The following is a 23,849-nucleotide window of genomic DNA, read 5'->3' as shown; positions in this document are numbered from 1 at the left end:
CGGGCCCTCCAGCCGCGCAGGCGCATCGCGCCGGCGCGGCCCACTCGCTCAGGCGATGCTCATCTCGGTGGGCATCGCCTTGTTTTTGGGCTTCATCTTCCTGGGCAGCTGGCAGGTGCAGCGCCGCGCCTGGAAGCTGGATCTCATAGAGCGCGTGGAGCAGCGCGTGCACGCCGCACCCGCTGCCCTGCCCCCGCCCGCCGAATGGCCGCAGATCACGGCCGCCGACCATGAATACCGCGCCGTGCAGGCCAGCGGCCAATGGCTGACAGGCAAGACCGTGCTGACCCAGGCCGTGACCGAGCTGGGAGCAGGCTTCTGGGTGCTGACGCCGCTGCAGCTGGACGATGGCAGCCAGGTGCTGGTCAACCGGGGCTTCATCCCCACGGAGCAGCGCGCACGCTGGCAGGCGCAGCCCGGGCAGGCATCCCAGGACCAGGTGACGGTGTCCGGCCTGCTGCGCATCAGCGAGCCGCGCGGCGGTTTTCTGCGCGAGAACGATCCTGCTCAGCAGCGCTGGTTCTCGCGCGATGTGGCGGCCATTGCACAGGCCCAGGGCCTTGGCAAGGCAGCGCCCTATTTCATCGACGCCGGCCTGCCCGGCCAGCCCGTGGCGGACGGCACCTGGCCGCGCCCGGGCATGACCGTGATCCGCTTTCCCAACAGCCACCTGGTCTACGCACTGACCTGGTACGGATTGGCGCTGATGGTGGTCGGTGCCGCCTGGCTGGTCAGGCGCAATGACCGGCAGCCGGCCGGCAAGCCATAGAACCGCCTTGCGCAGGCAATGGGGCCATCGATGACATCGGTGGCCCTTTTTCTTCAGTCCTCTACAAGACCCTGCCGCGCCACGGCTGCCTGCGGTAGCGCACAATCGCCCGCGTGAATTCGCCTTCAGAGTCCCTGTTCCGCGTCGAGCGCACCACCGAACGCCAGAACATGCAGCTGCTGATACAGCTGCGCTGGTTTGCCGTGGTCGGGCAGGTGATCACCATCTCCCTGGTGCACTACGGCTTCGGCATCAACCTGCCGCTGCCGGCCATGGCCCTGGTGCTGATGGCCAGCGTATTCACCAACCTCGGCTACATCTACTGGTACCGCAGCCACCGCCGCCAGATCTCGGCGCGCAACCTGTTCCTGGCCCTGCTGGCCGACGTGCTCGCCCTGGCCATACAGCTGTATTTGAGCGGCGGCGCCAGCAATCCCTTCATCTATCTGTTCCTGCTGCAGGGCATTCTGGGCGCCGTGCTGCTCAGGCCCGTGCACGCCTGGATCATCGTCGCCAGCACATCGCTGTGCACCCTGGTGCTGGCCATCGTGCACTGGCCCCTGCCCATTGGCGCGGCGGGGCCGGACGGGCTGCCCGGCCTGTACGTGAGCGGCATCCTGATCAGCTTCGGGCTGACCACGGTGCTGCTGGTGGTCTTCCTGCGCCGCATCGTCTCCAACCTGCGACGGCGCGACGCGCGGCTGGCCAACATGCGCCAGCGCGCCAGCGAGGAAGAGCACATCGTGCGCATGGGCCTGCTGGCCACGGGCGCGGCGCACGAGCTGGGCACGCCGCTGTCGACCATGTCCGTCATCCTGGGCGACTGGCAGCGCATGCCCGTCATCACGCAAGATCCCGATCTGCTCGCCGACCTGCAGGAGATGCAGCAGCAGCTGCTGCGCTGCAAATCCATCGTCTCCAGCGTGCTCATGTCCGCCGGCGAAACCCGCGCCGACGCGCCCCAGGCCACGACCTTGCATGCCTTCATGGATGGAGTGGTCGCCCAATGGCAGTCACGCCATGCGGTAGAGCGTTTCGACTATGTCCAGGCCGAAGAGGACTTCCCCATTCTTTCGGATACCGCGTTGCAGCAAATGGTTTGCAATGTGCTCGACAATGCCGCCGAGGCATCTCCCGGCCATGTGGCGCTGCACCTGTCCGTGCGCACCGGCATGCTGTGCATCACCGTGCGCGACAAGGGTCCCGGCTTTGCACCTGCCGTGCTGGAGCAGCTGGGCCAGCGCCATATCTCCACCAAGACGGAGCGCCCGGGCCGCGGACTGGGCCTGTTCCTGGTGCTCAACGTGGCGCGCTCGCTGGGCGGACGCGTTCAGGTGAGGAACACCCCGCCCAGGGGCAGCGAGGTGGAGATCCGCCTGCCCCTGTCATCGATTGCCATTGAACCCGGCGCCTGAAGCGGCGCCCACAGGAACCCGAATCGCCCATGGACAGCTCCCGCCTCCTGCTGCTGGTTGAAGACGATGCAACGTTTGCACGCACGCTGACGCGATCGTTCGAGCGGCGCGGCTACCGCGTGCTGCAGGCCGCCAGCGCCGAGGAAGTGCGCGAGCTGCTGCAGACGCATTCGCCGCAATACGCCGTCATGGACCTCAAGCTGGCCGGCAATGCCTCGGGCCTGAGCTGCGTGCAGATGCTGCACCAGCACAACCCCGAGGCGCTGATCGTCGTGCTCACCGGCTATGCCAGCATTGCCACGGCCGTGGAGGCCGTCAAGCTCGGCGCCTGCCACTACCTGGCCAAGCCGTCCAACACCGACGACATCGAGGCCGCCTTCGGCCGCCTCGAAGGCCGCACCGACGTGGAGCTGTCGCGCAACCCCACTTCCATCAAGACACTGGAGTGGGAACACATCCACGAAACCCTGGCCGAGAGCGACTTCAACATCTCCGAGGCCGCACGCCGCCTGGGCATGCACCGGCGCACGCTGGCGCGCAAGCTGGAAAAGCGGCAGATCAAGTAAGACGGCAGGCACCAAGACAAACCGGGCCTCAAGGGCCCGGTTTGTCATTGCGCGGCCATGGCCCTCAGGCCATCAGCCCAGCCAGAGGTAGTGATCGATCAGCAGTGCCAGGAACAGCACGCTCAGATGCACCAGCGAGAAGCGGAAAGTCCTGCGCGACAGCTCGTCCGAGTAATTGCGCCACAGCGCGAAGGCATAGCCGCAAAAGCCCACGCTCAGCACCACGGCCACCACCAGGTACAGCCAGGAGCTCATGCCGTACATGAAGGGCAGCATGCAGGCTGCGAACAGGATCACCGTGTACAGCAGGATCTGCAGCCGCGTGTACTCGCTGCCATGCGTGACGGGCAGCATTGGCAGGCCCGACTGGCGGTAGTCCTCCACGCGGTACAGCGCCAGCGCCCAGAAATGCGGAGGCGTCCACAGGAAGATGATGAGAAACAGGATCAGCGCCTCGGGTCCGACCTGGCCCGTCATCGCGGCCCAGCCCAGCACGGGCGGCATGGCGCCGGAGGCGCCGCCGATCACGATGTTCTGCGGCGTGGCGGGCTTGAGGATCACCGTGTAGATCACGGCATAGCCCACGAAGGTGGCCAGCGTCAGCCACATGGTCAGCGGATTGGTGCACAGCAGCAGCACCAGCGCACCCAGCGTGCACAGGATGGCCGAGAAGGCCAGGGCCTGCTGGCTGGTCAGCTCCCCGCGCGCCGTGGGCCGCCAGGAGGTGCGCTTCATGCGCGCATCGATATGGCGCTCCACCAGGCAGTTGAAGGCCGCTGCGGCGCCCGCCACCAGCCAGATGCCCAGGCAGGCCAGCGCCATGTGCAGCCACTGGTCGGCGTTGGGCCAGCCCGGCACGGCCAGCACCATGCCGATCAGCGCGCAGAACACGATCAGCTGCACCACGCGGGGCTTGGTCAGGGCATAGAACTGCGTCCAGCGTGAGGACTCGACACTCAGGGAAGCTTGTTTACTCATGCAATCTCTCCACGGGCAACCGGCAACCCGGCCCGCAGCGTGCCCGGGCGACTGGCCGCCAGGCACCAAACAATCACGGTCACCAGCGCGGCTGCGCCACCCGTATGCAGCACTGCAGCCACCAGCGGCCAGTCCAGCACCACGTTCGACAGGCCTGTCAGCACCTGCAACACCAAAAACCCAGCCAGCACGCGGCGCTGCGGCGCCAGGGCAGGCGCCTCGCCCAACCGCCACCACAGCCCGGCAAGCGCGGCCACCACCACATAGGCCGCAAGGCGGTGCAGATAGTGGATGGCCGTGAGGCCCGCAAGGCTGATGTTGCTGCCGTCCTGCAGCAGGCCCAGCGGACGCCAGATCTGCAGCGCCTGCGAAAAATCCATGGCCGGCCACCAACTGCCCTGGCAGGTCGGAAAACTGCTGCAGGCCAGCACCGCATAGTTGGTGCTGACCCAGCCACCCAGTGCCACCTGCAGCACCAGCAAGCCCAGGCCCAGCCACAGCAGAGCACGCAGGCCCGGGGAAATCACCGTTGCCTGCTGCTGGCGTGCCTCCCGGCTCAGCCCCACGGCGGGCACGCACAGCAAGGCCAGCAGGCCCGTGCCGCCCAGCAGGTGCAGGGTCACGATGGCCGGAAACAGCTTCATGGTCACGGTCCAGGCGCCAAAGGCACCCTGCAGGCAGACCCAGAACAGCGCCAGCGTGGGCCACCAGGGGCTCATGGCCCCCCGCCGTGCGCCTTCCACGCCTTGGGCGCCACCCGCCCTGCCCTGGCGGCGCGCACGCCGCCAGGCCATGATGGTCATGGCGATGATGAGCACGCCCACGGTGGTGGCCAGATAGCGGTGGACCATCTCTATCCATGCCTTGCCATGCGTCACCGGCCCGGTGGGCATGGCGGCCTGCGCCTCGGCAATCTGCGCGCGGGCGCCCATGGGGCTGGCGCTGCCATAGCAGCCCGGCCAGTCAGGGCAGCCCAGGCCGGAATCGGTCAAGCGCGTAAAGGCGCCGAACAGCACCAGGTCGAAAGTCAGAAACAGCGTCAGCACCGACAGTGCCTGCAGCCGCTTGAGCGAGCCACCGTTGCGGTTGCGCAGCCACACCCAGGCCAAGGGTCCCAGCGCCAGCAACAGGCCCAGCAGCATCAGCTCCAGAACGGGGGCCAGATCGTACAGCGCCTGCTCGTTCACCTCCGCCCTCCGCAGCGCAGCGTCCACCGGACGGAACCGACCCCAGGCAAGCCGCAAGGCAATGCCACAGGCGCATCCGGTTGGCGACAGCAGAACTTCATAAATGAGAGCAATTTGACGAGAAGGCTCAGCCCCATGCGCGAGATTGGATCGCAGGCCGGGCCCACAGAGAATCAGGACATGCACCCAGATACAGGCTGCGGGACGGCGCCCCATGCACAAGGCCCGCCAAGCGGGCCCGGTCGCTGCAACTTTCAGAGCAGCATGTCTTTGATATGAAACAATTCTACTTGCCTGCGCACCACTCAAGCGCCCAAGCGCGCAGTGCCCCTAGACCGCAGCCAGCTTCTTTTGGCCGGCGTGATGCGGCTTGGGCCGGGCGCACACGAATTTGCGCCGGGTGCCACCCGAGGCATCGGTGGCCCGGCTTTGCACAACTGCTCAGATTCGCTCAGATTCAGACGCCCAGCGTTCCTTAGATTGACGCTTTCACTTGGGGACCGGCAACCGCCGGGTGAGGCCATGATTGCAGGACGCTCGTGGACTGTGCTTGATGGGCGCGGACACGAAATCGGGCGTGTCGAAGGCGATGAATTCGTCCGGTGCGGGACCAGGCTCATCTACCGCATCGATGGGCCGGCGCTGTACTCCATGGACGGCTCGGCCAGACTGATGGGCTTTATCGAAGGGACCGAGGTCAGAACCCGGCAGGGGCGGATCTTTCTCAAATTCCTCGCGCATTGAACTGCGCTGCTCTGATCTACGCAGCACCGTGCGCATGCAGCGGCAAGCTTTCGGCCCCCTTCTGCGCCAGCCGATGACAATCTATATCAATTCATTCATAGCCAGTCGCTAAGACGCACAGATAATTGCCGGCATTCGTGTGAATTGTGAGAAGGGACCGGGCCACGTGCCACGCCCTTCGCATGCTGGAGGATTGGCAGATGAGCGCCCCGGAAATGGAGGCCATACAGGAGCGGCTGAAGAAGCTGCGGGCCGACGAGGCGCAGGTAGCCGAGCAGCTGGAACGGCTGCAGACCCAGAAGGCTGCGCTGGAGCACAGGCAGGCCATGATCCAGGGCGCCTTGGAGGTGCTGGAAGAGATGCGGCAGGAGCTGGAGCCATGAACCGCGGCAAGCCCGGTTCGTCCCCGTCCTCGTCACCGCCCGCCACTGCCCTGCCAACAACCCAGGACTGGCTGGAAAGAATTGCAGCCCTGGATGCCACGGAGCCGCCGCCTACCCCACCTCGTCCGCGCAACACCCGCAAAGCAGCGCGCCGCAAGGCGGTCACCATCGTGGCAAGGCTGGTGCTGCTGGTGCTGCTGGCCATCGCCCTGGCCGTGGCGGCGCAATTGATGTGGGTCAAGTAGCTGCCTGCGGTATACCCTCGCATCCTGGCAAAGTCCCCATATTGTTTGCATGCTCACTTGCGCCTAGCATGGAGGCACACTCAACGCAGTGGAGGTGTCATGGCCGATCCCGAAGAACCGCTGGAAATACGCTCAGAACGCTGGCAGTCGCTGAAGGGGCTGGACATCGCCTCCGTGGATCTGGGCCCCATCTGCGTGGTGCTCTTGCTGACGTTGATCTGCACGGCCGTGATGCTGCTGCTGGCCAAGTCCGGCGCCGAGCAGGTGCGGCAGGCCCAGCCATCGCCCCAGGCCAAAGGCGCTGCTCCCCGACCGCAACCGGCGCAGCCCGTGGCAGAACCCGCCCAGCAACAGACCTGGATACCGGCCTTGCGCACCTGAGCGCGGCAAGGCCGGTCCAGGCCGTAGGTAGCGCGTTCAGACCTTCATCGAACGTGTCGCAATGAAGGTCGGCACGAACTTCTCGATCACAAAACGGGCGTGGGGCTGCCAGTCCTCGTGGAAGCCCGTCAGCACAAGCCCCGCATCCAACTGCCCCCCGATCTGATCGGCCAGCGTATGGCCGAACACCAGGGCCTCGTTGCGCTCGCGCTTGGCCGCAATCGCCTCGGGCGGCAAATCCGTCACATCGGAATACGGCAGGCGCCAGGCGGGCCGCACGAGTCCTTGCTCGCGCAATGCAGGATCACGGTCCTCCACGAAGACCACCGGATTCCAGAAGCTGGACAGAAGACGCCCGCCCGTCGTCAGCACCCGCGCGCATTCACGCCACACGGGCCGCACATCGGGCACGTAGAGGTTGGAGATGGGGTGAAAGATCACATCAAAGCTGGCGTCTGCAAAGACCCCCAGATCGCGCATATCGCCCTGCACGCAGGTCAGCGCAAGGCCTTCGCGCTCGGCCACGTGCCGGTCCTGCGCAAGCTGGCCGGCTGAGGCGTCGAAGACGGTGACCTGGGCGCCCGCCGCAGCAAGAATGGGCGCCTGCTGGCCGCCGCCGCTGGCAAGGCAGAGGATGCGCAGGCCGCGTACATCATCCAGCCAGCCGGCAGGCAAGGGGCCTGGCGTGAGCCGCGCCTGCCAGCTTCCGGCGCGGGCCCGTGCTATTTCGGCGCTGTCGACCGGGCGCGACCAGTCGCAGGACTTGGCAGCCTGCTGGTTCCAGGCGGCCGTGTTGTGGGCAAGGATATCGATGGATTCCGTCATGGGCACTCTTTCAAAAATTCCGAAAGGAGGCCGCACGGCGACGCCGGGTTGCGTTCAGGAAACGCAGAGCAATCAACGAACAGGCAGGAGGTGACGCAGGCGTCCGCCGTCGGCCGGCAAAGGGCTTCGGGGGATTGGTCGGACGAAGGTCCGAAGGCGTCACAGGTTCATGTCAGGCTCGCAATGGTCGCAGGAATGGAAGCAAAAATTCTAGGGTTGCCCGAAGCACGCTGTCAAACAGCTGCGGCGCCTTCCCCACACGGTCATGCAAAAGTCACAACCGTGAGACGGCCTGGCTGTAAGTTGAACCCGCACCCTCGATGGCGCCGGCTTCTGCTGCGCCTTGGCGCGCCCGCTGACGACCGCCTTTTCCAACCCGGCGCCCAATGGATACCGAGGAGCAACACTTTGAAGGAGAGCTATGCGTAGTCCCAAGAAAGGCAGAGAGCCGATCCGGCTCCTGGACCTGGCCCCCGCCGTCTTCTGCATGCAGTGCGAACAGGAAAAGCCCGCCACAGGCGCCCGCCAATTCCATGCGTGGCACGTGTGCAGCGATTGCTCGCAGAAGCTGGCCCGACTCCCCACGGCGCAAGCACCGACGGCGCACCCTGCGCACTGAGGCAAGCGATTCCCCAAAACGACAGCCCGCCAAATGGCGGGCTTTCTCATGCCCTTTCGGGCATGGGCGGGACCATGACAGTGGATCGCGCCTACCAGGGCGCAAACACCATCATCAGCGCCACGGCCACGACGGCTGCGGCGATGTACATGGTCCGCTTGGTGGCGAACCGGTTGCGGGACGACGACGTGGGCACTTGGCCAGGGGTGTTGGGAGGAGGTGTGTTCATGGCCTCAAGCATGGGTGCCGCCCAGGCACGCCCTTGTCGGACAAGCACAGGTCAGGGAATCAGCGCAAGGCAGGACCAGGCCGTCGGCATTGGCCCATGGCCCGGTGGTCTGAAAGACAAATGACGCTGCAATCGCTCGCGTGTGCCTCAATATGGGCGGACTCCGCAGATCAGGTGTGAACCGGTGCCGAGAAATCCCAGGCGTTTGCGGGCATGACCGCGCAAAATGCCCCTGCCAGCGTCGCGTTGTGGTGTTCCACAATTTTCTGCGCTGCAAGCTGGGGGGTGTCGGCACAAGTATGTCCATCCGCAATAAGGACGGCATCAAGGCCCAGATCGCGAGCGACCCGGCAATTGGTGTCCACGCAGTACTGAGTCTTCATGCCGGTGATGACCAGGCCGGTCACGTTGCGTGCTTGAAGCTGCTGCAACAGATCGGTGCCTGCAAAGGCGCTTGGGCGGTGTTTTTCGAACACAACCTCACTGCCGTCCAGTTGCAGTTCGGGTGCGAGTTGGGTCAGTGGGCTGCCTGGGCCAATGGGCGTTCCCACGGGACCGATGTGACGAGCCAGAAAAACTGGCGCTCCCGCACGGCGGGCCTGTGCCATCAAGGTGTTGATGGTGTCCAGCACCTCGGTGCAGCGCCACATGGGTTCAGGGCCTCGGACCAGGCCGACCTGAACATCGAGGACTAACAGAGCAAACATGAGAACAACTCCTTGCGTGGTGCCGGCGACGCAAGGGCAAAAAAAAGGGCCCTGTCCATCGCTGGCGGGCCTGGGAAGTGGTTCAACTGAGACTCACGGCACTTCACACGGTCCGCAGGAAGCGGTCGTGGAGATGGTAGTGGTGAGAGTGCAGTGAACCATGGAGTTCCATTGTAACGAGCGCCTTCGCCTGTCATCTCAGCCCTATGCGGCTTTTTTGCGTTTGTCGCGCCGCAGATCTCGCCCCTGTAGTTCCGGACGCTGTCCAGCTGTTTTCGGGGGATACGTCAGGCAAGAACAAGCCCACTGTTAGGCCTTGTCTGCACCTCGGTGTGCTTCACCTTCTTCGACGTCTCGTCACTTCCCAGGATGACAAGGTGCTGCGTCCTTTGCGAGACCAGTTCATGGAGAACCCTCAGGCGCTGACGGATCCGGGCAGCGACTACGCGGACAACAGCGCCCAGCGTTCGTGATCTCGCCAGCGACCACCGACCTTCATGAATGCGGGCGACAACCCCTCCAACTTGAAACCACAGGACTTCACCAGTGCTATGGCTGCCTTGTTCTCAGGCTGAATGTTGGCTTCCAGCCGATGCAGCTTCGAAGTCCTGAAGACCTGCTTCACGACATGCGCGAGGCCCTCCTTCATCAGGCCCTTCCCTTCGAAGCCCGAGAATGCAAAGAAGTCGATATGGGCAGAGCGGAACGGGTCCATCAGGATGTTCGTGATCTGCACGACCCCGGCAAAACCATCGCTGCGCCACTCCCAGATCACAAATGCCGCACCCGACGGCTCCTGCACGCGAGCCAGGTAGCCCTGGAACTCCTGTGCCGTGCTGGGCGGCGAAACCCATGGAGCGTGCAGTTTGCGGCTCTGTCCGACCGCGTCGATGAACTGCTGCTCCAGATCGGCGGTCAGCGTCGAAACGTAGATATCTGTGCCCATGACTTCCCTTCTCTGTGGAAAGAAAAGTGTAGCCAGCCCAGGAATCCGTCGGAAGCCTGGCAGCGCGCTTGCACCCTACAGCTTTGTCAAGTGCACCATTGAAACGACGAAGCCCGCTTTGAACTGACCCCATGAAGTTGGACGGTTGGAAGTTAGCGGCTCAAGGCCTGATTTCGGTACTGCACCGGACTCAGGCCTTCTAGCATGAGCTTGATGCATTGGTAGTTGCCCAAAGACCACCACCGCGACGATGCCCTGCCCTTCGGCGACTGCCCCTCTCAGAAAGGAAACCTCGAAATGACCGGTCACAAGCCCTTGCGGCAGCAGAAAGGACCGGCATCGTGACCACGAAACCCGAACCCATCGCCACTAACGTCTATGACAAACAGCCGGGCGGAACCTATAGGGCCACCATGCACGTCAGTGGGCTGGCCATCCAGCGCGCTCTGCGACATATCCGTCCGGGGACACGACAGGAGCTTGCGCGGTTCCGCCTGGGACAGCACCCGGCGCCAAAACCCCACATGCTTCCCCCCGGCGGTTTTCCCCTTGGAACACAGCTGGCGTTTGAGAAGGCTACGCCAACAGTTCGGCGCCTCCCTACCGATCTTTCCTGCATCGAGCCCCAGTCCCACGCCTGCCCCAGCTGTGCCCGCAGCTGCTTGGCCGCCGTGGGAGGGTCTCGTCGCTTGTCGAGTACGTCGTAAGCTTGGCCACAGGTCACGTCACGCGGCACTGTCCAGGCAAGCTCTGGTACCTCGCCCAGCATTCGCGCCAGAGCGCTCCGCGCAAGGTGATCGCGGAAACCCTCCAGCAGCGCACGCACCTTAGACGATACGGCAGGACCATGTTTGGCCAGTGCTGCCTTGCGACGGGCAGTGACCGGATCAACTCCTGCGCTACCCCCGCGCTTGTCTCCCTGAACTGAGACAGCCTCTGCAAAGCGCTATCTCGGGCCAGTGCCCGAGCCTCACCTACTTCATCAGGCCAGCAGAGCTGTTTGTAGCAGTAGGCCCGTGTTTTGTGCGATTGGGAGGTGACCTATCGCAATTCATCGCACCCCTTCACGAGCAGGTGCGAGCCTGGCTGAAGCTGCTTTGCAGACCGCGAATCGAATAGCACTAGAATCTCACCCAGAGTCATGGCGCAGGTTCTATTGCCAGCGACGTAGGAGGCAAAAACCTACTCCCGAACCTACGCCAAGGTTGCAGGTGCAGATAGATTTCGCTGGGTGCCAAGTTGAGGTTTTGCGGCAAACGCGCCGTGAAACTCTCAAGAAAACAAGCATCTAGCGAAGAAATGCATGATTCGACAATGGCTCAACCCAGGCGGGCGTCGTTCAATGGCAGGACCTGAGCTTCCCAAGCTCATGACGTGGGTTCGATTCCCATCGCCCGCTCCAGCTTTCCTCGCGCACTCTTCATTTGCGCGCGCGGGCCAATCTCTGGACTGAGGAGCAGGCGCCGCCGCAGCGGCGCCGGGGCGCTATCGCACGCCAGGCGATGAACTGCCCATCTCGACTTTCAGGTCCGGGAAGGAGTTGACCATCTGGACCTTGAAGTCAGGGAAAGAGGTGACGATCTGCCACTCTCCGCAACGGTCTGCGGAGGAGTTCACCACCTTGACCTTGAGGTCCGGGAAAGAGCTGGTTGCCTGGACCTTGATGTCGGGGAAGGACTGCACGAGCTGGACCTTGCCGTAGAGGCGGATGCCTTTGTAGGTGCAGTTTTTCTTGTCGAAGTCTGCGGCGTGAACGAATGCCGGCAGGGCAAGACAGGCAAAGACAAAGCTACAACGCTGCAGAAGATGCATATGCGAAAAGGGAGTGGGTCTTCGGAAACAAGCCAGGCCGTGGCTTGCGGCCGCCCTATTAGAGCATCCTGCATGCAGAAGCCCCTGACGTTTTCGACTGAGCGTCAGCCTGGGGCAAGACCATCCATCCGGCACTCAGGCCATGAGCCCAAGCAGCCAGTCCGCATACTCCACGGTGGCGGGAGTGGTCCCGGAAGGAGGTTTGATGCATGCCGCGCGTGTGGAATTCGCCATGGCGCGTATGTCGCTGGGTGTGTGGCCGAATTTGGCCCGGAATGCGCGGCTGAAGTGGGCCTCACTGGCAAAGCCCAGGCGTGCGGCCACCTCGGCGACACGCAGGCGTCGGTAGGCAGGGTTTGACAGGGCATGGAAGGCCTCTTGCAACCGTCGCTGCTGCACATAGCGCATCACACCCCCCAAAGGTTCGAAAAGGTGGTAGAGCCGGTGACGTGAGATGCCGAAGCACCGGCAAAGCAGCTCGGGCGAGAGGGGAGCGGCCAGGTTTCGTGCGATATGGCGCTTGATACGGTCCAGCATTGCTGCCCGCAATTCAGTCCGAGCCTCGGCCACCGTCCGTAGACTGGGGCGCAGGCAGGCTGCCAGCATCTGGGTAGTGGCATGCACTATGTCGTCAGCCTGCTCCAGGCCGATGGAAGGCAGGCGTCGCTGCAGAGCGCAAAGATGATCTGCCAATAGCCCGGCGAAGATGCTGCTGCCGGTCAACACGGTTCCGTGCAAGCCTGAACTCGATGCACCCATTGCCTGGTCGCCAAGGCTGCGGGGCACGATCAACGAGAGCACATGGGAGTCGTCCGCAACGGTATGCTGGCAGCGAGCCATGTCGAAGAAGACCACATCACCTGCTTGCACCGTCAGCTCGTGACCATCGTCACAGCGCCCTGTGAAGCCGCCTCCCCGGTACCACTGCACCAGATAGTGGTCCAGCCCGTCATGGGCCGCGCGTGCATGTCCGCGCGAGAAGCGCTGTGCACCGAAGCGCAGGTCTCCCAAAAGCAATTGTCCCAAGTGGACTGCATCTACCGAGGCGTGGAAGCCACCGCGCACCGTACCGCGTTCCAGCGGGGTCACATCGAACAGTACAGAGATGCCGCTGCGCCAAGCGTCGAACCTGTCCGCCTCCAGGCACTGCTCGGTGGTGAAGGTGGTGCTCGGCAGGGCTGAGGTCGGAGTCTGCATGTCGAATGATCTGGGCAAAAGAATGCCGTGGTGAAGCCGTCCCTCCGATAGCAGCCAAGGCGTTGCGACACACTCGCCCAGGACGGCTTTCATTTGAGAGCCGCGGCATCGTAACGCAATGTGTGCTGGGGCGAATCGAACTGACGAACGGTAGCCCGTCAAGATGCAACCCAGGCAGTGATGCAGGAAGATGCGCAGAAGTTGGTGCCTCGGCAGGTCCAGCAGCCATTCAGCCTGTGGCGGTGGATAGCGTTCACAGGCCTTGGAGAATCGATGCTTGAGTTTCTCAAGAGTCAAAACGGAGTGTTCCATGACCCCTACCACCGAACAAAAACGTGCCAGCTTCCGGGCCCTGCACCGCCAGGGCTGCTTTGTACTGCCCAATCCATGGGACGCCGGCAGCGCCCGCATGCTGCAGGGCCTGGGCTTCAAGGCGCTGGCCAGCACCAGCTCGGGCCATGCATGGTCGCTGGGCAGGCCCGATGGCGCCATCTCGCGCGACATGACCCTGGCGCATCTGCGCACCCTGGTCGCGGCCACCGACCTGCCCGTGAACGCGGACTTTGAAAGCGGCTTCGGCCTGGGTCCGCAGGAGGTGGCAGAGAGCGTTCGCATGGCCTTGGACACCGGCGTGGCAGGGCTGTCCATCGAGGATTCGACAGGCGATGCGGCCAACCCCTTGCGCAGCATCGAGGACGCCGTGGCCCGGCTGCGCGCCGCCCGCGCTGCCATCGACGAGGCAGGCGGCAGCACCTTGCTGGTCGGGCGTGCGGAGAATTTCTTCGTGGGCCGGCCCGATCTCGACGACACCATTGCCCGGCTCAAGGCCTATGCCGAGGCCGGCGCGGACTGCCTGTACGCACCCGGCATCCGCAGCGCCGAGCAGATCCGTGCCGTGGTGGCGGCCGTGGCACCCAAGCCGGTGAATCTGCTGATCGGAGGGGCCAGCGAATGGAGCCTGCAGGATGCCGAGGCCATGGGCGTGCGCCGCATCAGCGTGGGCGGCGCACTGGCGCGCGCAGCCTGGGGCGGCTTTCTGCATGCGGCGCGCTCCATTGCCGAGACGGGGCGCTTCGACGCGTTCGCCCAGGCCACGCCGGGCGCCGAGCTCAATGGCTTTTTTCAGGGCAAGGACTGATCCGCACCGGCCTGCAGCCGCTGCGCGGTCATGACCCAGACCGCGATATCGAGCAGGGCGGCCGCGCGCTCCACCGGCGCAAGCTGCGGGTCCAGCACGCCGTCCATCTGCCGTGCCAGGGCGGACCAGCCCAGCAGTGCGGCCTGATCGGCCCAGGCCCGGCCTGCGGCCAGCAGCGGTGCGCCGGCACCCACCAGGCCTGCGGCCTGCATATCGGCCAGCCAGACCTGGCCCTGTGCCAGCCAATGGCGCAGCGGCGCCTCGGCGTTTTCGTTCGGTGCCGTGCTCATGGCTGTTTCTCCCTGCTGCCCTGCGCTGGCGGCGGCTTCCAGGCCGTGCTGGGATGGTGCCAGTCCGTACTGTCCCGCCAGCGCACCGATGCCACGGCCATCTGCAATCGCCCGGCCACGAATTCCACGCGGCCAAAGACCTCCTGCAGCACCCGGCCGCACGCCAGCTCCCGGCGCAGGGCCTCGCCCGCCCTGCCCTGCATGCCGTGCAGATCGCCGGCCAGGCATATGACGGGGCCGGAGGTTGGCAGCTGCGGTTGCAGCTCCATCGTCCAGCGCTGCAGCAGCAGGTCAGTCTGCGGCAGGCCGCTGCCGCTCACCTGCCATCGCGCCCAAAGGGGCGGCTGCTGGCGCCAGGGGTCGGCATGCAGCTCCTGCAGATGGCGGCGCAGCAGGACCTGGGGGTCGTCGGCCCCCGGCAAGGGGCCGGCCGCCTGGGCCGCCACCAGCCGGGTGGCATCCCGCGCCGAAAGGCGGCCGTCGTCGCTGACCCAGCCGTCCACCAGCACATGAGGACCTTGCAGCAGCTGCCTTGCCGTGAGGCCGCCCAGGGTTTCCGATTCCAGCGCCTGGGCAGGCTCCCATTGCGGATCAAAGCCCTCAGCGCGCGATGCCGACCAGGTCAGGAACCGGCCGCTGGCCGCATCCTGCAAGTGCACCGAAAAACCGCGCTGCCCTCCGCGCGCCAGCCACAGCTCGGCCGCCACGGCATGCAGACACAGGCCTTGCACGCGCCGGTAGCTGCGCCTATGCACGCCAGCCAGCTCCTGCAGAGGCCGAGGCAGGGGTTGCTGGGCCAGGCCGCGCAGCAGCATCCACAGCGCGGCCAGCAGGGGAGCCACGCGCTCGGCCGCGCCGGCACGGCCCGCGCGCTCGTCGCGCAAGGCGCGCACCAGCAGGTTGAGCACGCTGGCGGGGCGCGGCAGGTCGGCCTGGCGCAGTTCGGTGGACAGTGCCTCGCCCTGGGCGAGGAAGGCCGGGCTCATGCCGGCACGGCCCTGCAGCACCCAGCCGGTCAGCCAGAGCCTCACCTGCGCCAGACGCTGCAGTGCGCCGGCTTCCAGCGCATGCGCAGGCAGCTCGGGCATGGGTGCGCCCGCTGCGCGCCGCGCCTGCAATGCCACCAGGGCGCGGTGCGCGCAGGTGGCGGCCTTGCAGCTGCAACTGGCCGCCGCCAGGCCGCCAGCACGCGGCAGGCGCACGGTCACTTCGTCGGGATTGGAGAGTTCACCGACCAGCGCGGCCGGCGTCTCTTCCAGCACGGCCTCGAAACCCTGTGCCATCCAGCGCAGGGCCTTGCGCTGGGCAGCGCTGCCGAAGGCCCGCGCCACGACCTCGGCATCGCCCTCCAGCCATGGCGCGATAGGGGCCTGTGCTGCCTCATCGGCCGCCCCTCCGCTGGCCAGGCGCGCACGCAGGCCCAGCAGCAAGGCGCACAGATGGTGGCAGGGTCCATACGCCGGGCAGCTGCATTGCAGCGTGGCAAAGCCCGCGCCGGCCAGGGTCTGGACATGGCCTTCGATATCGGCCCGGGCATGGCTGGCATCCAGCTCCCAGGCCGCCGCATCCAATGTCGCCAGGGCCTTTGCGCCGCGCTTGAGCAGGCCCTTGTTGGCCCAGTCGGCAATGGCGTCATCGTCCAGGGTGCGCAGCCATTCCTGCATCATGAGGATCGCCCTGCCTGCATGGCACGGGCCAGCCAGTCCACCAGATGGTCGGGCGTCATGGCGCCGACCTGCGCACCGCGTTCCACCAGTTGCGCAGCCAGGTCCCGGTCGTAGTCGGGATGGGCGCGGCGATCCAGGGCAGCCAGCACCAGCACGCGCGCACCGCTGGCGATCAGCCGCTCGGTCTCGGCGATGACGCGGGCCTCGTCATGGCCTTCGTAGAGATCGGTGATCAGCACGACCACGCTGCGGCGCGGCGCGGCCAGTTGCCCGGCCGCATGCGCCAGGGCGGCACCGATATTCGTGCCTCCGCCCAGTTGCGCGCCCAGCAGCAGTTCTTCGGGCGCATGCAACTGGCTGGTGACGTCGGCCACCTCGTCGGCGAACAGCAGCACATGGGTGCGCAGGGCGCGCACGCGCGCGAAGATGCTGCCCATCACGGCGCTGTGGATGACGGATTCGTACATGGAGCCGCTCTGGTCCACCAGCAGCCACAGGTCCCAGGTCAGGCGCTGCGCCTCGTTCTCCCTGAAGAACAGGCGCTCCAGCACCAGCACCTGCTCCTCGCGCTGGTAGTGGCGCAGGTTGTGACGCAGGGTGCGCGGCCAGTCCAGATCGCTCATCTGCCCCTGGCCCCGGCCACTGCGGCGCCTGCGCCGCCGCCCGAAGGCCGAACGCACGCGCGAGGACAGCCGTGCCTGCAGATCCGCCACCACGCGTGCCACCAGCCGCCGGGCCTCGTCCAGCACCTGCACGGGCAGGCTGGCGCGCACGGCCATCAGCGCGGCCACCAATTCAATGCTGGGCGTGGCCTGGGCCAGTACCTGGGGGTCGCCGAGCAGGCCGTGCAGCCCGTACCGCGACAGCGCATCGCGCTGCAGCGTTTCCACGGCGCTGTGCGGAAACAGGTCGCGCACCTCGCCCAGCCAGTGCACGGCCTGGGGCTCGGGCACGCCGCTGCCGCCCTGGCGGGCGGATAGCCCACCCGTGCCCTGCCAGGCGTCGGTGCCTGCACCGTCGGGCTGCTCGCGCAGGCTGTGCTCGCGCTGGTAGAGATAGTCCAGTGCCGCGTCGCGGCGCGCATCGGCGTCATCGAGCGGCTGCGCCGCAGCCAGGGGCTGGGCCGCCTCGGGCCCGAGGATGAGGCGCCAGCGCCGCAGGGTGGCGGCATCGATTGCCTGTTCCTGCATTGGCGGCTCGTGCATTGGCAGTTTGTGCATTGGCGGATCTTTCCGGCTCATGACAGTCCCCAGGGTTGCAGCAGCCGGCCCACCTGGGCCGCCAAGGCGCGGCTGTGCGCCAGGGCCTTGTCCGATGGCAGGTGCACGCAGGCCAGCGTGATTGCGCCGGGTGGCGTGGCCGCGCCCGACAAACCGGCCAGCCGCCCGGCCAGCTGCCGCAGTTCGGCACGGGTCAGCTGGGCAAAGGCCAGCCGCAAGGCCGGCAGGCCGGCCAGGAAGGCGTCTTCCGGCCAGTGCGCAATGCCGTCGCTGAGCAGGCGCAGCAGCGGCGGATGACTGAGCAGCCAGCCCTTGGCCACGCGCACAAAGCCCTGCAGGTACTCGCCCATGGCGGCAGCATCGACCTGCGCCAGGCCCAGCATGGCGCGCAGGGCGGCATCGGTCTGCGCAATCTGCCAGCGGCCGGCCATGCTCAGGATGCCGGCGGTGGCGCCGCGCACGCGCGCAGGCGTGCTGCCGGCTCCTGCCTCATGCAAGGCGGCACAGGCATCGTGGAACAGGCCGGCGTCGGCCCAGGGCGCGTGGCGGCAGACCATGCCGTGCAGATCGGCCAGGGCATCCAGGGCCTGTGCCTGCTGGGATGCAACGCCCTCGCCCAGCCAGGGCATGCGCAGGCAGGCCTGCGCAAAGCAGCGCCGCAGCAGCGGCAGCAGGCGCGCCAGGCCCACGCCGCCCAGCGCATGGCGGGCCTCGTAGGCCAGGGCCAAGCAGCCGGTGGCGCGGGCCAGGGCCAGGGCGTCGTGGCTGCGCTCCATCCAGGCCTGCACGGTGTCCAGCACCTGCTGGGCAATGCCGTCCAGGCCCATGACCAGCACTTCCAGCACGCGCTGCGCCGGCTCGGTGTCGGCGGTCTGCGACAGCCGCTCCAGCACGCGGTGGACAGCGGCCTCTTGCAGGCTGGAGCCGTGGCGCATGGCCTCGGTGAGTGCCACCGTGGTCTCGACCTGCCAGCCCAGCGTCCAGACCTCGCGCACGCGCGCCAGGCCGGTGCCCGCCACAAAGTCCGGTCCCGCCAGGCATTGCGCATAGGGCACGCCCAGGTAGCGCAGCCGGTGCAGTCCCTGCGAAAGGCGGCGGTGGCGGGCGCTGCGGTAGATGTCCAGCTCCTTGCGCACGGGTGCGGCAGGCCGCACGGGCAGGCGGTGGCGCAGGCAGAAGGCCTGTACATCGACCAGCAGCGGGGCGGCCGGCGCGTTGGGTGGCAGCTGGCCGTAGTCGTCGGCGTCCAGCAGCCATTGACCAGTCTGCTGCCCGGTCTGCTGCCCGGTCTGCTGCACCATAGGCTGCGGACGCAGGGCCTGGGCATGCTCCTTGAACACGGCGCTGTCCAGCGCTTCCAGCAGCTCGGCCCGGCCGCCGTGGCAGGCGCGCAGTGCAGCCAGGCCATGGGCCAGGCGCACGGCCTCTGCCGCGTCGGGCAGGCTGGCGGGCAGGCCCCGGGCACGCAGGCCGTTCACGGTGCGTGCCGCCATCTCGGGCCAGGCCTGGGCATCGGGTTGCGAGGCGCCCTGCTCCAGCGCCTGCCAAACGCCCTGGTAGTAGCCGGGCATGGGCATGCCGGCCGCGTAGCCGCTGGCACGCTCCAGCCGCTGCAGCGTGTAGGGGATGAGATGCACGCCCACATCGATGGGCTGACCGGCCGCAGCCGGACGCTCGGGCGCCGACAGGCCAGCGGTGATCCCAGCCACGATGCCCGCCACATGAAAGCCGCCGCAGACCACCAGGCAGCGCCCGCCTTCGGCCAGGGCCTTGCGGACCTGGGCGGCCATGTGGGCCTCGCGAGCCCTGTCTTCGGCATCAGGGCCCGCGCCGCCCGCTGCCTCGTCCCGCTCGCGCAGCAGCTGGCTGAAGGCCAGCACGCCGGCAAAGTACGCCTGGGGCGAGGCGTCCTCATTGCCCGATTCGTAATGCCGGTCCCACCATTCGTCGAAGTCTCGGCAGCCGCCGGCCTGGATGAGGCCGGCCAGCACGTCGGGCGCGCGCCGCGAGGGTTCGTCGGCCAGCAGGGGTTCGGGCGCGCAGGCGAAGTAGTCCAGCTGCGCGGCCTGGGCCAGCCGCGCCGCATAGGGCAGGTCGATGAAGCGCACATGGCTGCGCAGCCGCACCGCCTCGCGCAGGGCCACCCATTCAGGAGAGAAGGCCGCAAAGGGCACATAGCAGCGGCAGCGCCAGTCGTCCTCCAAAGCGCCATTCGAGCCATTCGTTTCATGTGCGCCATCGCCGCCTGCCACGGTCGCATGCAGGTAGGCCGCCAGCGGTGGACGCGCCTGGGCGTGCTGCAGCGCAGGCAGCAGGGCATCGAGTTCGCCCGGGCCTTCGATCAGCACGTGGGTGGGCTTGAACTCGCGCATCAGCGCGCGCAGGTGATGGGCGCAGCGCGGGCTGTGGTGGCGCACGGGCACCAGGCGCAGCTGCGGCAGCGGCGCCAGCCACGCGGCAGCGTCAGTGCTCACGGCCGCCTGCGACAAAGTCCTGCCAAGCCGGCTGCCCTGCACGCTGGCGTACCACCACGCGCAGGTATTCGGCGAAGCGGCGGCGATCCTCGTCGTCGTCCTTGATCACCGTGCCCAGCAGGTGGCGCGCCAGGTGGGCCGGACCCACGCGCTCCTGCCCGAAGTACCAGCACTGGCAGGCGGCGTTGAAGGCCACGTCGATGGCCTCGGCCGTGGACAGCACGGTGCCCGGCCGCTCCACGGCCGTGCCCTCCACGCTGCCGCTGCGCAGCTCCTGGAAGGCCGTGGCCAGCAGGGCCAGCACATCGGGCGCGACGGTGGTGCCGATGCGCTGCTGCGCCAGTGCGCGGCCCACCTCCTGCCCTATCAATGCGGCCTGCGCGGCCACGCCTTCGAGCGGGCGCATGGTCTCGAAGTTGAAGCGGCGCTTGAGCGCGGCCGACATCTCGTTGACGCCGCGATCGCGCAGGTTGGCCGTGGCAATCACATTGAAGCCCGGCCGTGCCAGCAGCCAGGGCTGCTCGTGCTTGAGTTCGGGAATCTGCAGCAGCCGGTCGGAGAGCACGGGCACCATGCAGTCCTGCACTTCGGTGGAGCAGCGCGTGATCTCCTCGAAGCGCAGCAGCCGCCCTTCGCCCATGGCGCGGTGCAGCGGGCCGGGCACCAGGGCCTCGGGGCCGGGGCCGTCGCGCAGCAGCAGGGCGTAGTTCCAGCCATAGCGGATCTGCTCCTCCACCACGCCGGCACCGCCCTGCACGGTGAGCTTGCTGTCGCCGCTGATGGCGGCGGCCAGCAGCTCGGACAGCAGGGATTTGGCCGTGCCCGGCTCGCCCACCAGCATCAGGCCGCGCTGGCCGGCCAGGGTGACGATGGCGCGCTCGACCAGGGCATCGTTGCCGTGGATCTTGCGGGCGATTTCGGGGCCGCCGCCATCCGGGGCCGGGCCGCCCAGGATGAAGCGCCGAACGGAGCGCGGGCTCAGGCGCCAGCCGTCGGGGCGCGGGCCCTGGTCGGCGGCCTGCAGGGCCGCAAGTTCCTGGGCGTGGGCCATCTCGGCCGGCAGCCGCTGGGCGGCAGGTTCCGGGGCGGGCGCTGCAATGCGTTTGGTGGCCATCAGTCGCTCTCTTTGGTGCTGGCCGATTTGGCGGCGATGGCCGCGAACTGCGCCATCAGCGTGGCCTGCAGCGCGCGCGGCCACTGCTGCGGCTGCAGCCGGGGCCAGCGGCCATCCTCGCCGCGGTGGCTGCTGTCATAGACCACGGCGTGGGCGATGTCCACGCGGTGGTCCAGTTCCATGAACGGCATGTAGCGCCCGTGGTGAAGCTCGATGTACAGCTGCGGGCCCGCCAGGTCCAGCCTGTGCTCGTAGATGCCGGGGCCGTCTTCCACGGGGCCAGGGCGGTAGTTCCACTTGGCCAACAGGCCGGACAGCGCGCCCTGGCGTATCTGCAGCGGGCCGGCAGGGTGCAGGGCATGGTTCTTCCACTGGCTGGCGTCGGGCAGTTGCGCACCCGCGCCCAGCTGGTCGATCAGCGGCTGCAGCTCGTAGTCGGCCAGGCAGGTGCGCCAGGCCTCAACCTCGCCCGCTGCGGCATCGACCGGATGCCAGAGCAGCACCTGCGCATCGTCGGGCAGCTCCACGGCATCGTCTGCGGCATCGAGCAGGGAAAAGTCCTCGGCAATGCGAAAGCTGGCGCCCTGCTCCAGCCGCCAGATCAGGGTGCGGCCCATGATGCGCAGCAGGGGATGCTGCAGGAACAGGCGGCGCCAGCGCGGGACGGACCAGCGCTGTCCCGTCATGAAGGCGGTACCCATGCGCGGCGCCTGCTGCTTGGCGATGGCCTTGACGCCAGCGGCAACGGTCTTGAATTCGGCCTGTGCCGCATTCCACTGAAGGCGCAGCGATTCGTCCTTGAGCGCAGGCAGGGTCTTGGAGGCCTTGCCCTTGTCGCCCACCACGCGCAGGCTCAGGTCGCCCTGCAGCTGCAGGCGGTAGCGCTGCGGGCCCACCTCCAGCACCAGGCCTTCGCCGCCCAGGCCGAAATCGGGCGTCAGCTCGTCATACAGCTCGATCAGGCTCAGGCCGCGCCGCTGGGCGGCTGCCTCCAGCGCGTCATGCGCTGCCGCAATCACCAGGTCCTTGAGCTTGCGCGAGGTGGACAGGGTCTGGACCTGGGACAGCGCGTACAGCGTGTCCAGCGCACCGAGCTGCTCCACGGCGATGATGGCGCGCAGCTTCTTGCTCCAGCCCCAGGCCTTCACGGCGGCCACCAGGGTCTGCACCAGGCGGTCGTCGACATGGCCGTTGGCCAGTCGCAGCGCCCAGCGCGCCTTGGGCTCGCCCTCCAGGGCCACCCAGGCATTGACCAGGTGCAGGGACAGCTGGGCGCGGCTTTCGGCCGGCACATGGGCCAGCAACTGCTCCACCAGCGGCGGCAGCTCTTCCTCGGCCGTGGCCACCAGATGCAGCACGATGCGGGCCGCATGCCCGGACAGCGGCGCGAACAGGGCCAGGGTCTCTGGCTGGTCATAGGCCTTGATGCTGCTGGAAAAGCGCTTGAAGCGCGCCACGCGGGCCTCCAGTGCGTCAAGCGGCACCCTGCCCCCCTCCCCCTGCGCCACGGTCAAAGCACCCGGCACTGGCACACCCAGGGCCAGCAGCCGGCCCTCGACCATGCTTTCGGAGCCCAGGTCCAGGCCCGTGCGCAGCAGCGCCTGCAGCAGCGGTGCGACCCCGGGATCGGGGTGGACCAGCAGGATGTCGCGGCAGGCCAGCTGCATCGCCTTCTCGCGCCGCTGCAGCCAGGCGTTGGACTCGAAGACAGCGCCTACGGCCTGCGCATCCAGCCCTTGCATGAAGCGCGCCACCGCTTCGCGCAGCGCCCGCGAGCTGCTGGCCGCCAGCAGTTCGCCCAGCAGGGGCAGCCGGGCATGCAGCATGGTCGGGTCCAGCTGCGCCAGCAGCGGGGCCAGGCGCACGGTGGGAATCTCGCGCAGATAGTCGGGCTGCTCGGCCAGCATCTGGTTGAGCAGGCCGATGAAGGGCTCGATCCGCGATACCTGCAATATGCAGCGCAGCAGATGGGGCAAAAGCTCCGGGTAGCGTGCCGCCCAGATCTGCCGGGCGACCACCGCATCGAAGTGGTACTTGGGCTGCCATCCTTCGATCCAGGCGATGAAGGGCGCGGCATCCTCCCGCACCAGGCGGTCGAAAATGGGAATGAAGTAATCAACCGGCTCGCGGTCCGCCCTGCCCAGCAGCAGGTTGACCAGCTCCAGCCGCCGCTGGGCATCGGCGCCCAGGTCCCAGCGCAGCGCGATCAGGCCCGGGTCTTCGTTGATGGGCTTGTCGTCGAACCAGTCGGGATGGCGGCGGTAGAAGTCGTACCAGGGCGCGCAGCGCTGCGGGTGCGGAACGTCGCTGTGCCGCGTCAGGTAGACATCGCGGATGTCGGCATAGAGCGCGCCACCGCGCTCGGCCAGCTCCATCAGGTCCTGGTCGTCCAGGCTGCCCAGCAGCAGCTTCCAGTCGGCTCTGTCATACCCGCCACCGGACTGGACGTTCAGCTCTGCGGCCCAGTCCAGCAGCTGCATCACCCGTTCACGGCTGATGCCCGGGTACCAGAGCCAGCCGAACATGTCCAGGATGCGGATTTCACGGTAGTCGTTGTCGCCGTCCGGCGCAGGTGGACGGGCCAGGCTGGCGCGCGCCATCTGCTCGAACTCGGCCGCAAGCTCGGGGCTGTGGCGTGGAATGTCGCCGTCCAGGCTGCCGTCGATCCTGCGCCCGAAGGGGATGGTCTGCCGCGCGAAGGCCAGCCACAGGTCATGGTCATGGGTCCAGGGCAGATCGAAGTTGCCCAGGGCGCGGATGGGGTTGGAATAGTCGTCGAAGGCCTTGCGCGTGAAGGCGCCCACTTCGTCATGCCGGCCCGCGCGCATGCGGCTGGCCAGCACCTGGACCAGTTCGGCGGGTGGCAGCGAGGCGCTCAGTTCCTCGAGCGTGGCCTGGTCGGTGTGTTCTAGGGTCGAAGAGTTCATGGAGTCAGGGGTTCTG

The 23,849-nt window shown here is 67.1% G+C and carries 22 protein-coding genes and 1 tRNA gene; 9 read left to right on the top strand and 14 right to left on the bottom strand.

The window, feature by feature from the left end; all coding sequences use genetic code 11:
• Window positions 1-55 precede the first annotated feature (55 nt).
• The 3 genes from HFGMBDPB_RS10400 to HFGMBDPB_RS10390 all read left to right on the top strand — a co-directional run bounded on the left by HFGMBDPB_RS10400 (window position 56) and on the right by HFGMBDPB_RS10390 (window position 2,750).
• Complete coding sequence (locus tag HFGMBDPB_RS10400) at window positions 56-769, top strand: SURF1 family protein (protein ID WP_160855247.1); 714 nt, start codon at window positions 56-58, stop codon at window positions 767-769.
• A gap of 113 nt (window positions 770-882) precedes the next feature.
• Window positions 883-2,184: an ATP-binding protein gene (locus tag HFGMBDPB_RS10395; RefSeq protein WP_016447187.1), complete on the top strand. Its 1,302-nt coding sequence runs from the start codon at window positions 883-885 to the stop codon at window positions 2,182-2,184.
• A 29-nt stretch (window positions 2,185-2,213) separates the two neighbouring features.
• Window positions 2,214-2,750, top strand: a complete 537-nt coding sequence (locus HFGMBDPB_RS10390) for a response regulator transcription factor (protein ID WP_012205888.1) — start codon at window positions 2,214-2,216, stop codon at window positions 2,748-2,750.
• Between the two features lie 72 nt (window positions 2,751-2,822).
• Here HFGMBDPB_RS10390 and cyoE read toward each other — a convergent pair whose 3' ends face one another.
• Both cyoE and HFGMBDPB_RS10380 read right to left on the bottom strand, forming a co-directional pair.
• Entirely contained in the window at window positions 2,823-3,728 is a 906-nt protein-coding gene (gene cyoE, locus HFGMBDPB_RS10385; RefSeq protein WP_016447188.1) for a heme o synthase, read from the bottom strand.
• Window positions 3,725-4,915, bottom strand: a complete 1,191-nt coding sequence (locus tag HFGMBDPB_RS10380; RefSeq protein WP_212645364.1) for a COX15/CtaA family protein — start codon at window positions 4,913-4,915, stop codon at window positions 3,725-3,727. Before HFGMBDPB_RS10380 ends, cyoE begins: the two co-directional genes overlap by 4 nt.
• 522 nt (window positions 4,916-5,437) lie before the next feature.
• Between HFGMBDPB_RS10380 and HFGMBDPB_RS10375 the strand changes: the two genes are divergently transcribed.
• The 4 genes from HFGMBDPB_RS10375 (at window position 5,438) to HFGMBDPB_RS10360 (ending at window position 6,668) form a co-directional block, all read left to right on the top strand.
• Complete coding sequence (locus tag HFGMBDPB_RS10375; protein ID WP_017403888.1) at window positions 5,438-5,659, top strand: hypothetical protein; 222 nt, start codon at window positions 5,438-5,440, stop codon at window positions 5,657-5,659.
• A gap of 200 nt (window positions 5,660-5,859) precedes the next feature.
• Window positions 5,860-6,042 carry a hypothetical protein gene (locus HFGMBDPB_RS10370; RefSeq protein WP_016447190.1) on the top strand — a complete coding sequence of 61 codons (183 nt, stop codon included), beginning with the start codon at window positions 5,860-5,862 and terminating at the stop codon, window positions 6,040-6,042.
• Window positions 6,039-6,287 carry a hypothetical protein gene (locus tag HFGMBDPB_RS10365; protein ID WP_016447191.1) on the top strand — a complete coding sequence of 83 codons (249 nt, stop codon included), beginning with the start codon at window positions 6,039-6,041 and terminating at the stop codon, window positions 6,285-6,287. The genes HFGMBDPB_RS10370 and HFGMBDPB_RS10365 overlap by 4 nt, the downstream gene beginning before the upstream one ends.
• Window positions 6,288-6,386: 99 nt before the next feature.
• Window positions 6,387-6,668, top strand: coding sequence for a hypothetical protein (locus HFGMBDPB_RS10360; RefSeq protein WP_212645363.1), 282 nt, complete (start codon window positions 6,387-6,389; stop codon window positions 6,666-6,668).
• Window positions 6,669-6,704: 36 nt separating this feature from the next.
• Here the strand turns inward: HFGMBDPB_RS10360 and HFGMBDPB_RS10355 are convergent, their stop codons facing one another.
• The 4 genes from HFGMBDPB_RS10355 to HFGMBDPB_RS10340 form a co-directional block, all read right to left on the bottom strand.
• Entirely contained in the window at window positions 6,705-7,493 is a 789-nt protein-coding gene (locus tag HFGMBDPB_RS10355) for a class I SAM-dependent methyltransferase (protein ID WP_212645362.1), read from the bottom strand.
• Window positions 7,494-8,203: 710 nt separating this feature from the next.
• On the bottom strand, window positions 8,204-8,341 hold the full coding sequence (locus HFGMBDPB_RS10350) for a hypothetical protein (protein ID WP_162233967.1): 138 nt from the start codon (window positions 8,339-8,341) through the stop codon (window positions 8,204-8,206).
• A gap of 170 nt (window positions 8,342-8,511) precedes the next feature.
• Window positions 8,512-9,048, bottom strand: coding sequence for a cysteine hydrolase family protein (locus HFGMBDPB_RS10345; RefSeq protein ID WP_016447196.1), 537 nt, complete (start codon window positions 9,046-9,048; stop codon window positions 8,512-8,514).
• A 442-nt stretch (window positions 9,049-9,490) separates the two neighbouring features.
• The gene (locus HFGMBDPB_RS10340) at window positions 9,491-9,994 is read right to left on the bottom strand and encodes a GNAT family N-acetyltransferase (RefSeq protein WP_016447197.1); all 504 of its coding nucleotides are present in this window, start codon (window positions 9,992-9,994) and stop codon (window positions 9,491-9,493) included.
• Between the two features lie 1,328 nt (window positions 9,995-11,322).
• Here HFGMBDPB_RS10340 and HFGMBDPB_RS10335 point away from each other — a divergent pair.
• Window positions 11,323-11,396 (top strand) — tRNA-Gly (locus HFGMBDPB_RS10335).
• 83 nt (window positions 11,397-11,479) lie between these two features.
• Here HFGMBDPB_RS10335 and HFGMBDPB_RS10330 read toward each other — a convergent pair.
• Window positions 11,480-11,806, bottom strand: a complete 327-nt coding sequence (locus HFGMBDPB_RS10330) for a 7(1) septoil knot domain-containing protein (RefSeq protein WP_016446204.1) — start codon at window positions 11,804-11,806, stop codon at window positions 11,480-11,482.
• Between the two features lie 135 nt (window positions 11,807-11,941).
• Window positions 11,942-13,315: a helix-turn-helix domain-containing protein gene (locus tag HFGMBDPB_RS10325; RefSeq protein WP_249343405.1), complete on the bottom strand. Its 1,374-nt coding sequence runs from the start codon at window positions 13,313-13,315 to the stop codon at window positions 11,942-11,944.
• Between HFGMBDPB_RS10325 and HFGMBDPB_RS10320 the strand changes: the two genes are divergently transcribed.
• Complete coding sequence (locus HFGMBDPB_RS10320) at window positions 13,314-14,141, top strand: isocitrate lyase/PEP mutase family protein (RefSeq protein ID WP_016451625.1); 828 nt, start codon at window positions 13,314-13,316, stop codon at window positions 14,139-14,141. The two genes, HFGMBDPB_RS10325 and HFGMBDPB_RS10320, sit on opposite strands and share 2 nt — an antisense overlap.
• On the opposite strand, the gene HFGMBDPB_RS10315 is transcribed toward HFGMBDPB_RS10320, so the two are convergent.
• From HFGMBDPB_RS10315 to HFGMBDPB_RS10290, 6 genes are read right to left on the bottom strand one after another with little or no spacing between them, the layout of a single operon-like run.
• Window positions 14,126-14,431 (bottom strand): hypothetical protein, encoded by a 306-nt coding sequence (locus HFGMBDPB_RS10315; protein ID WP_017403878.1) that lies wholly within the window; start codon window positions 14,429-14,431, stop codon window positions 14,126-14,128. The genes HFGMBDPB_RS10320 and HFGMBDPB_RS10315 overlap by 16 nt on opposite strands.
• Entirely contained in the window at window positions 14,428-16,098 is a 1,671-nt protein-coding gene (locus tag HFGMBDPB_RS10310) for an SWIM zinc finger family protein (protein ID WP_212645361.1), read from the bottom strand. The genes HFGMBDPB_RS10315 and HFGMBDPB_RS10310 overlap by 4 nt, the downstream gene beginning before the upstream one ends.
• A complete protein-coding gene (locus HFGMBDPB_RS10305) occupies window positions 16,095-17,288 on the bottom strand; it encodes a VWA domain-containing protein (RefSeq protein WP_212645360.1) in 1,194 nt (397 codons plus the stop codon). The genes HFGMBDPB_RS10310 and HFGMBDPB_RS10305 overlap by 4 nt, the downstream gene beginning before the upstream one ends.
• Window positions 17,289-17,335: 47 nt before the next feature.
• A complete protein-coding gene (locus tag HFGMBDPB_RS10300) occupies window positions 17,336-19,792 on the bottom strand; it encodes a DUF5682 family protein (protein ID WP_212645359.1) in 2,457 nt (818 codons plus the stop codon).
• Window positions 19,782-20,906: an ATP-binding protein gene (locus HFGMBDPB_RS10295; RefSeq protein ID WP_212645358.1), complete on the bottom strand. Its 1,125-nt coding sequence runs from the start codon at window positions 20,904-20,906 to the stop codon at window positions 19,782-19,784. Before HFGMBDPB_RS10295 ends, HFGMBDPB_RS10300 begins: the two co-directional genes overlap by 11 nt.
• A complete protein-coding gene (locus HFGMBDPB_RS10290) occupies window positions 20,906-23,833 on the bottom strand; it encodes a DUF4132 domain-containing protein (RefSeq protein ID WP_212645357.1) in 2,928 nt (975 codons plus the stop codon). Before HFGMBDPB_RS10290 ends, HFGMBDPB_RS10295 begins: the two co-directional genes overlap by 1 nt.
• Between the last annotated feature and the right edge of the window lie 16 nt (window positions 23,834-23,849).

Origin of the sequence: Delftia sp. PE138 (assembly GCF_018320755.1) — a bacterium.
Lineage (GTDB): Bacteria > Pseudomonadota > Gammaproteobacteria > Burkholderiales > Burkholderiaceae_C > Comamonas > Comamonas tsuruhatensis.
Note: the sequence above shows the minus strand (reverse complement) of the source record. Positions and strands in the feature narration are given on the sequence as shown.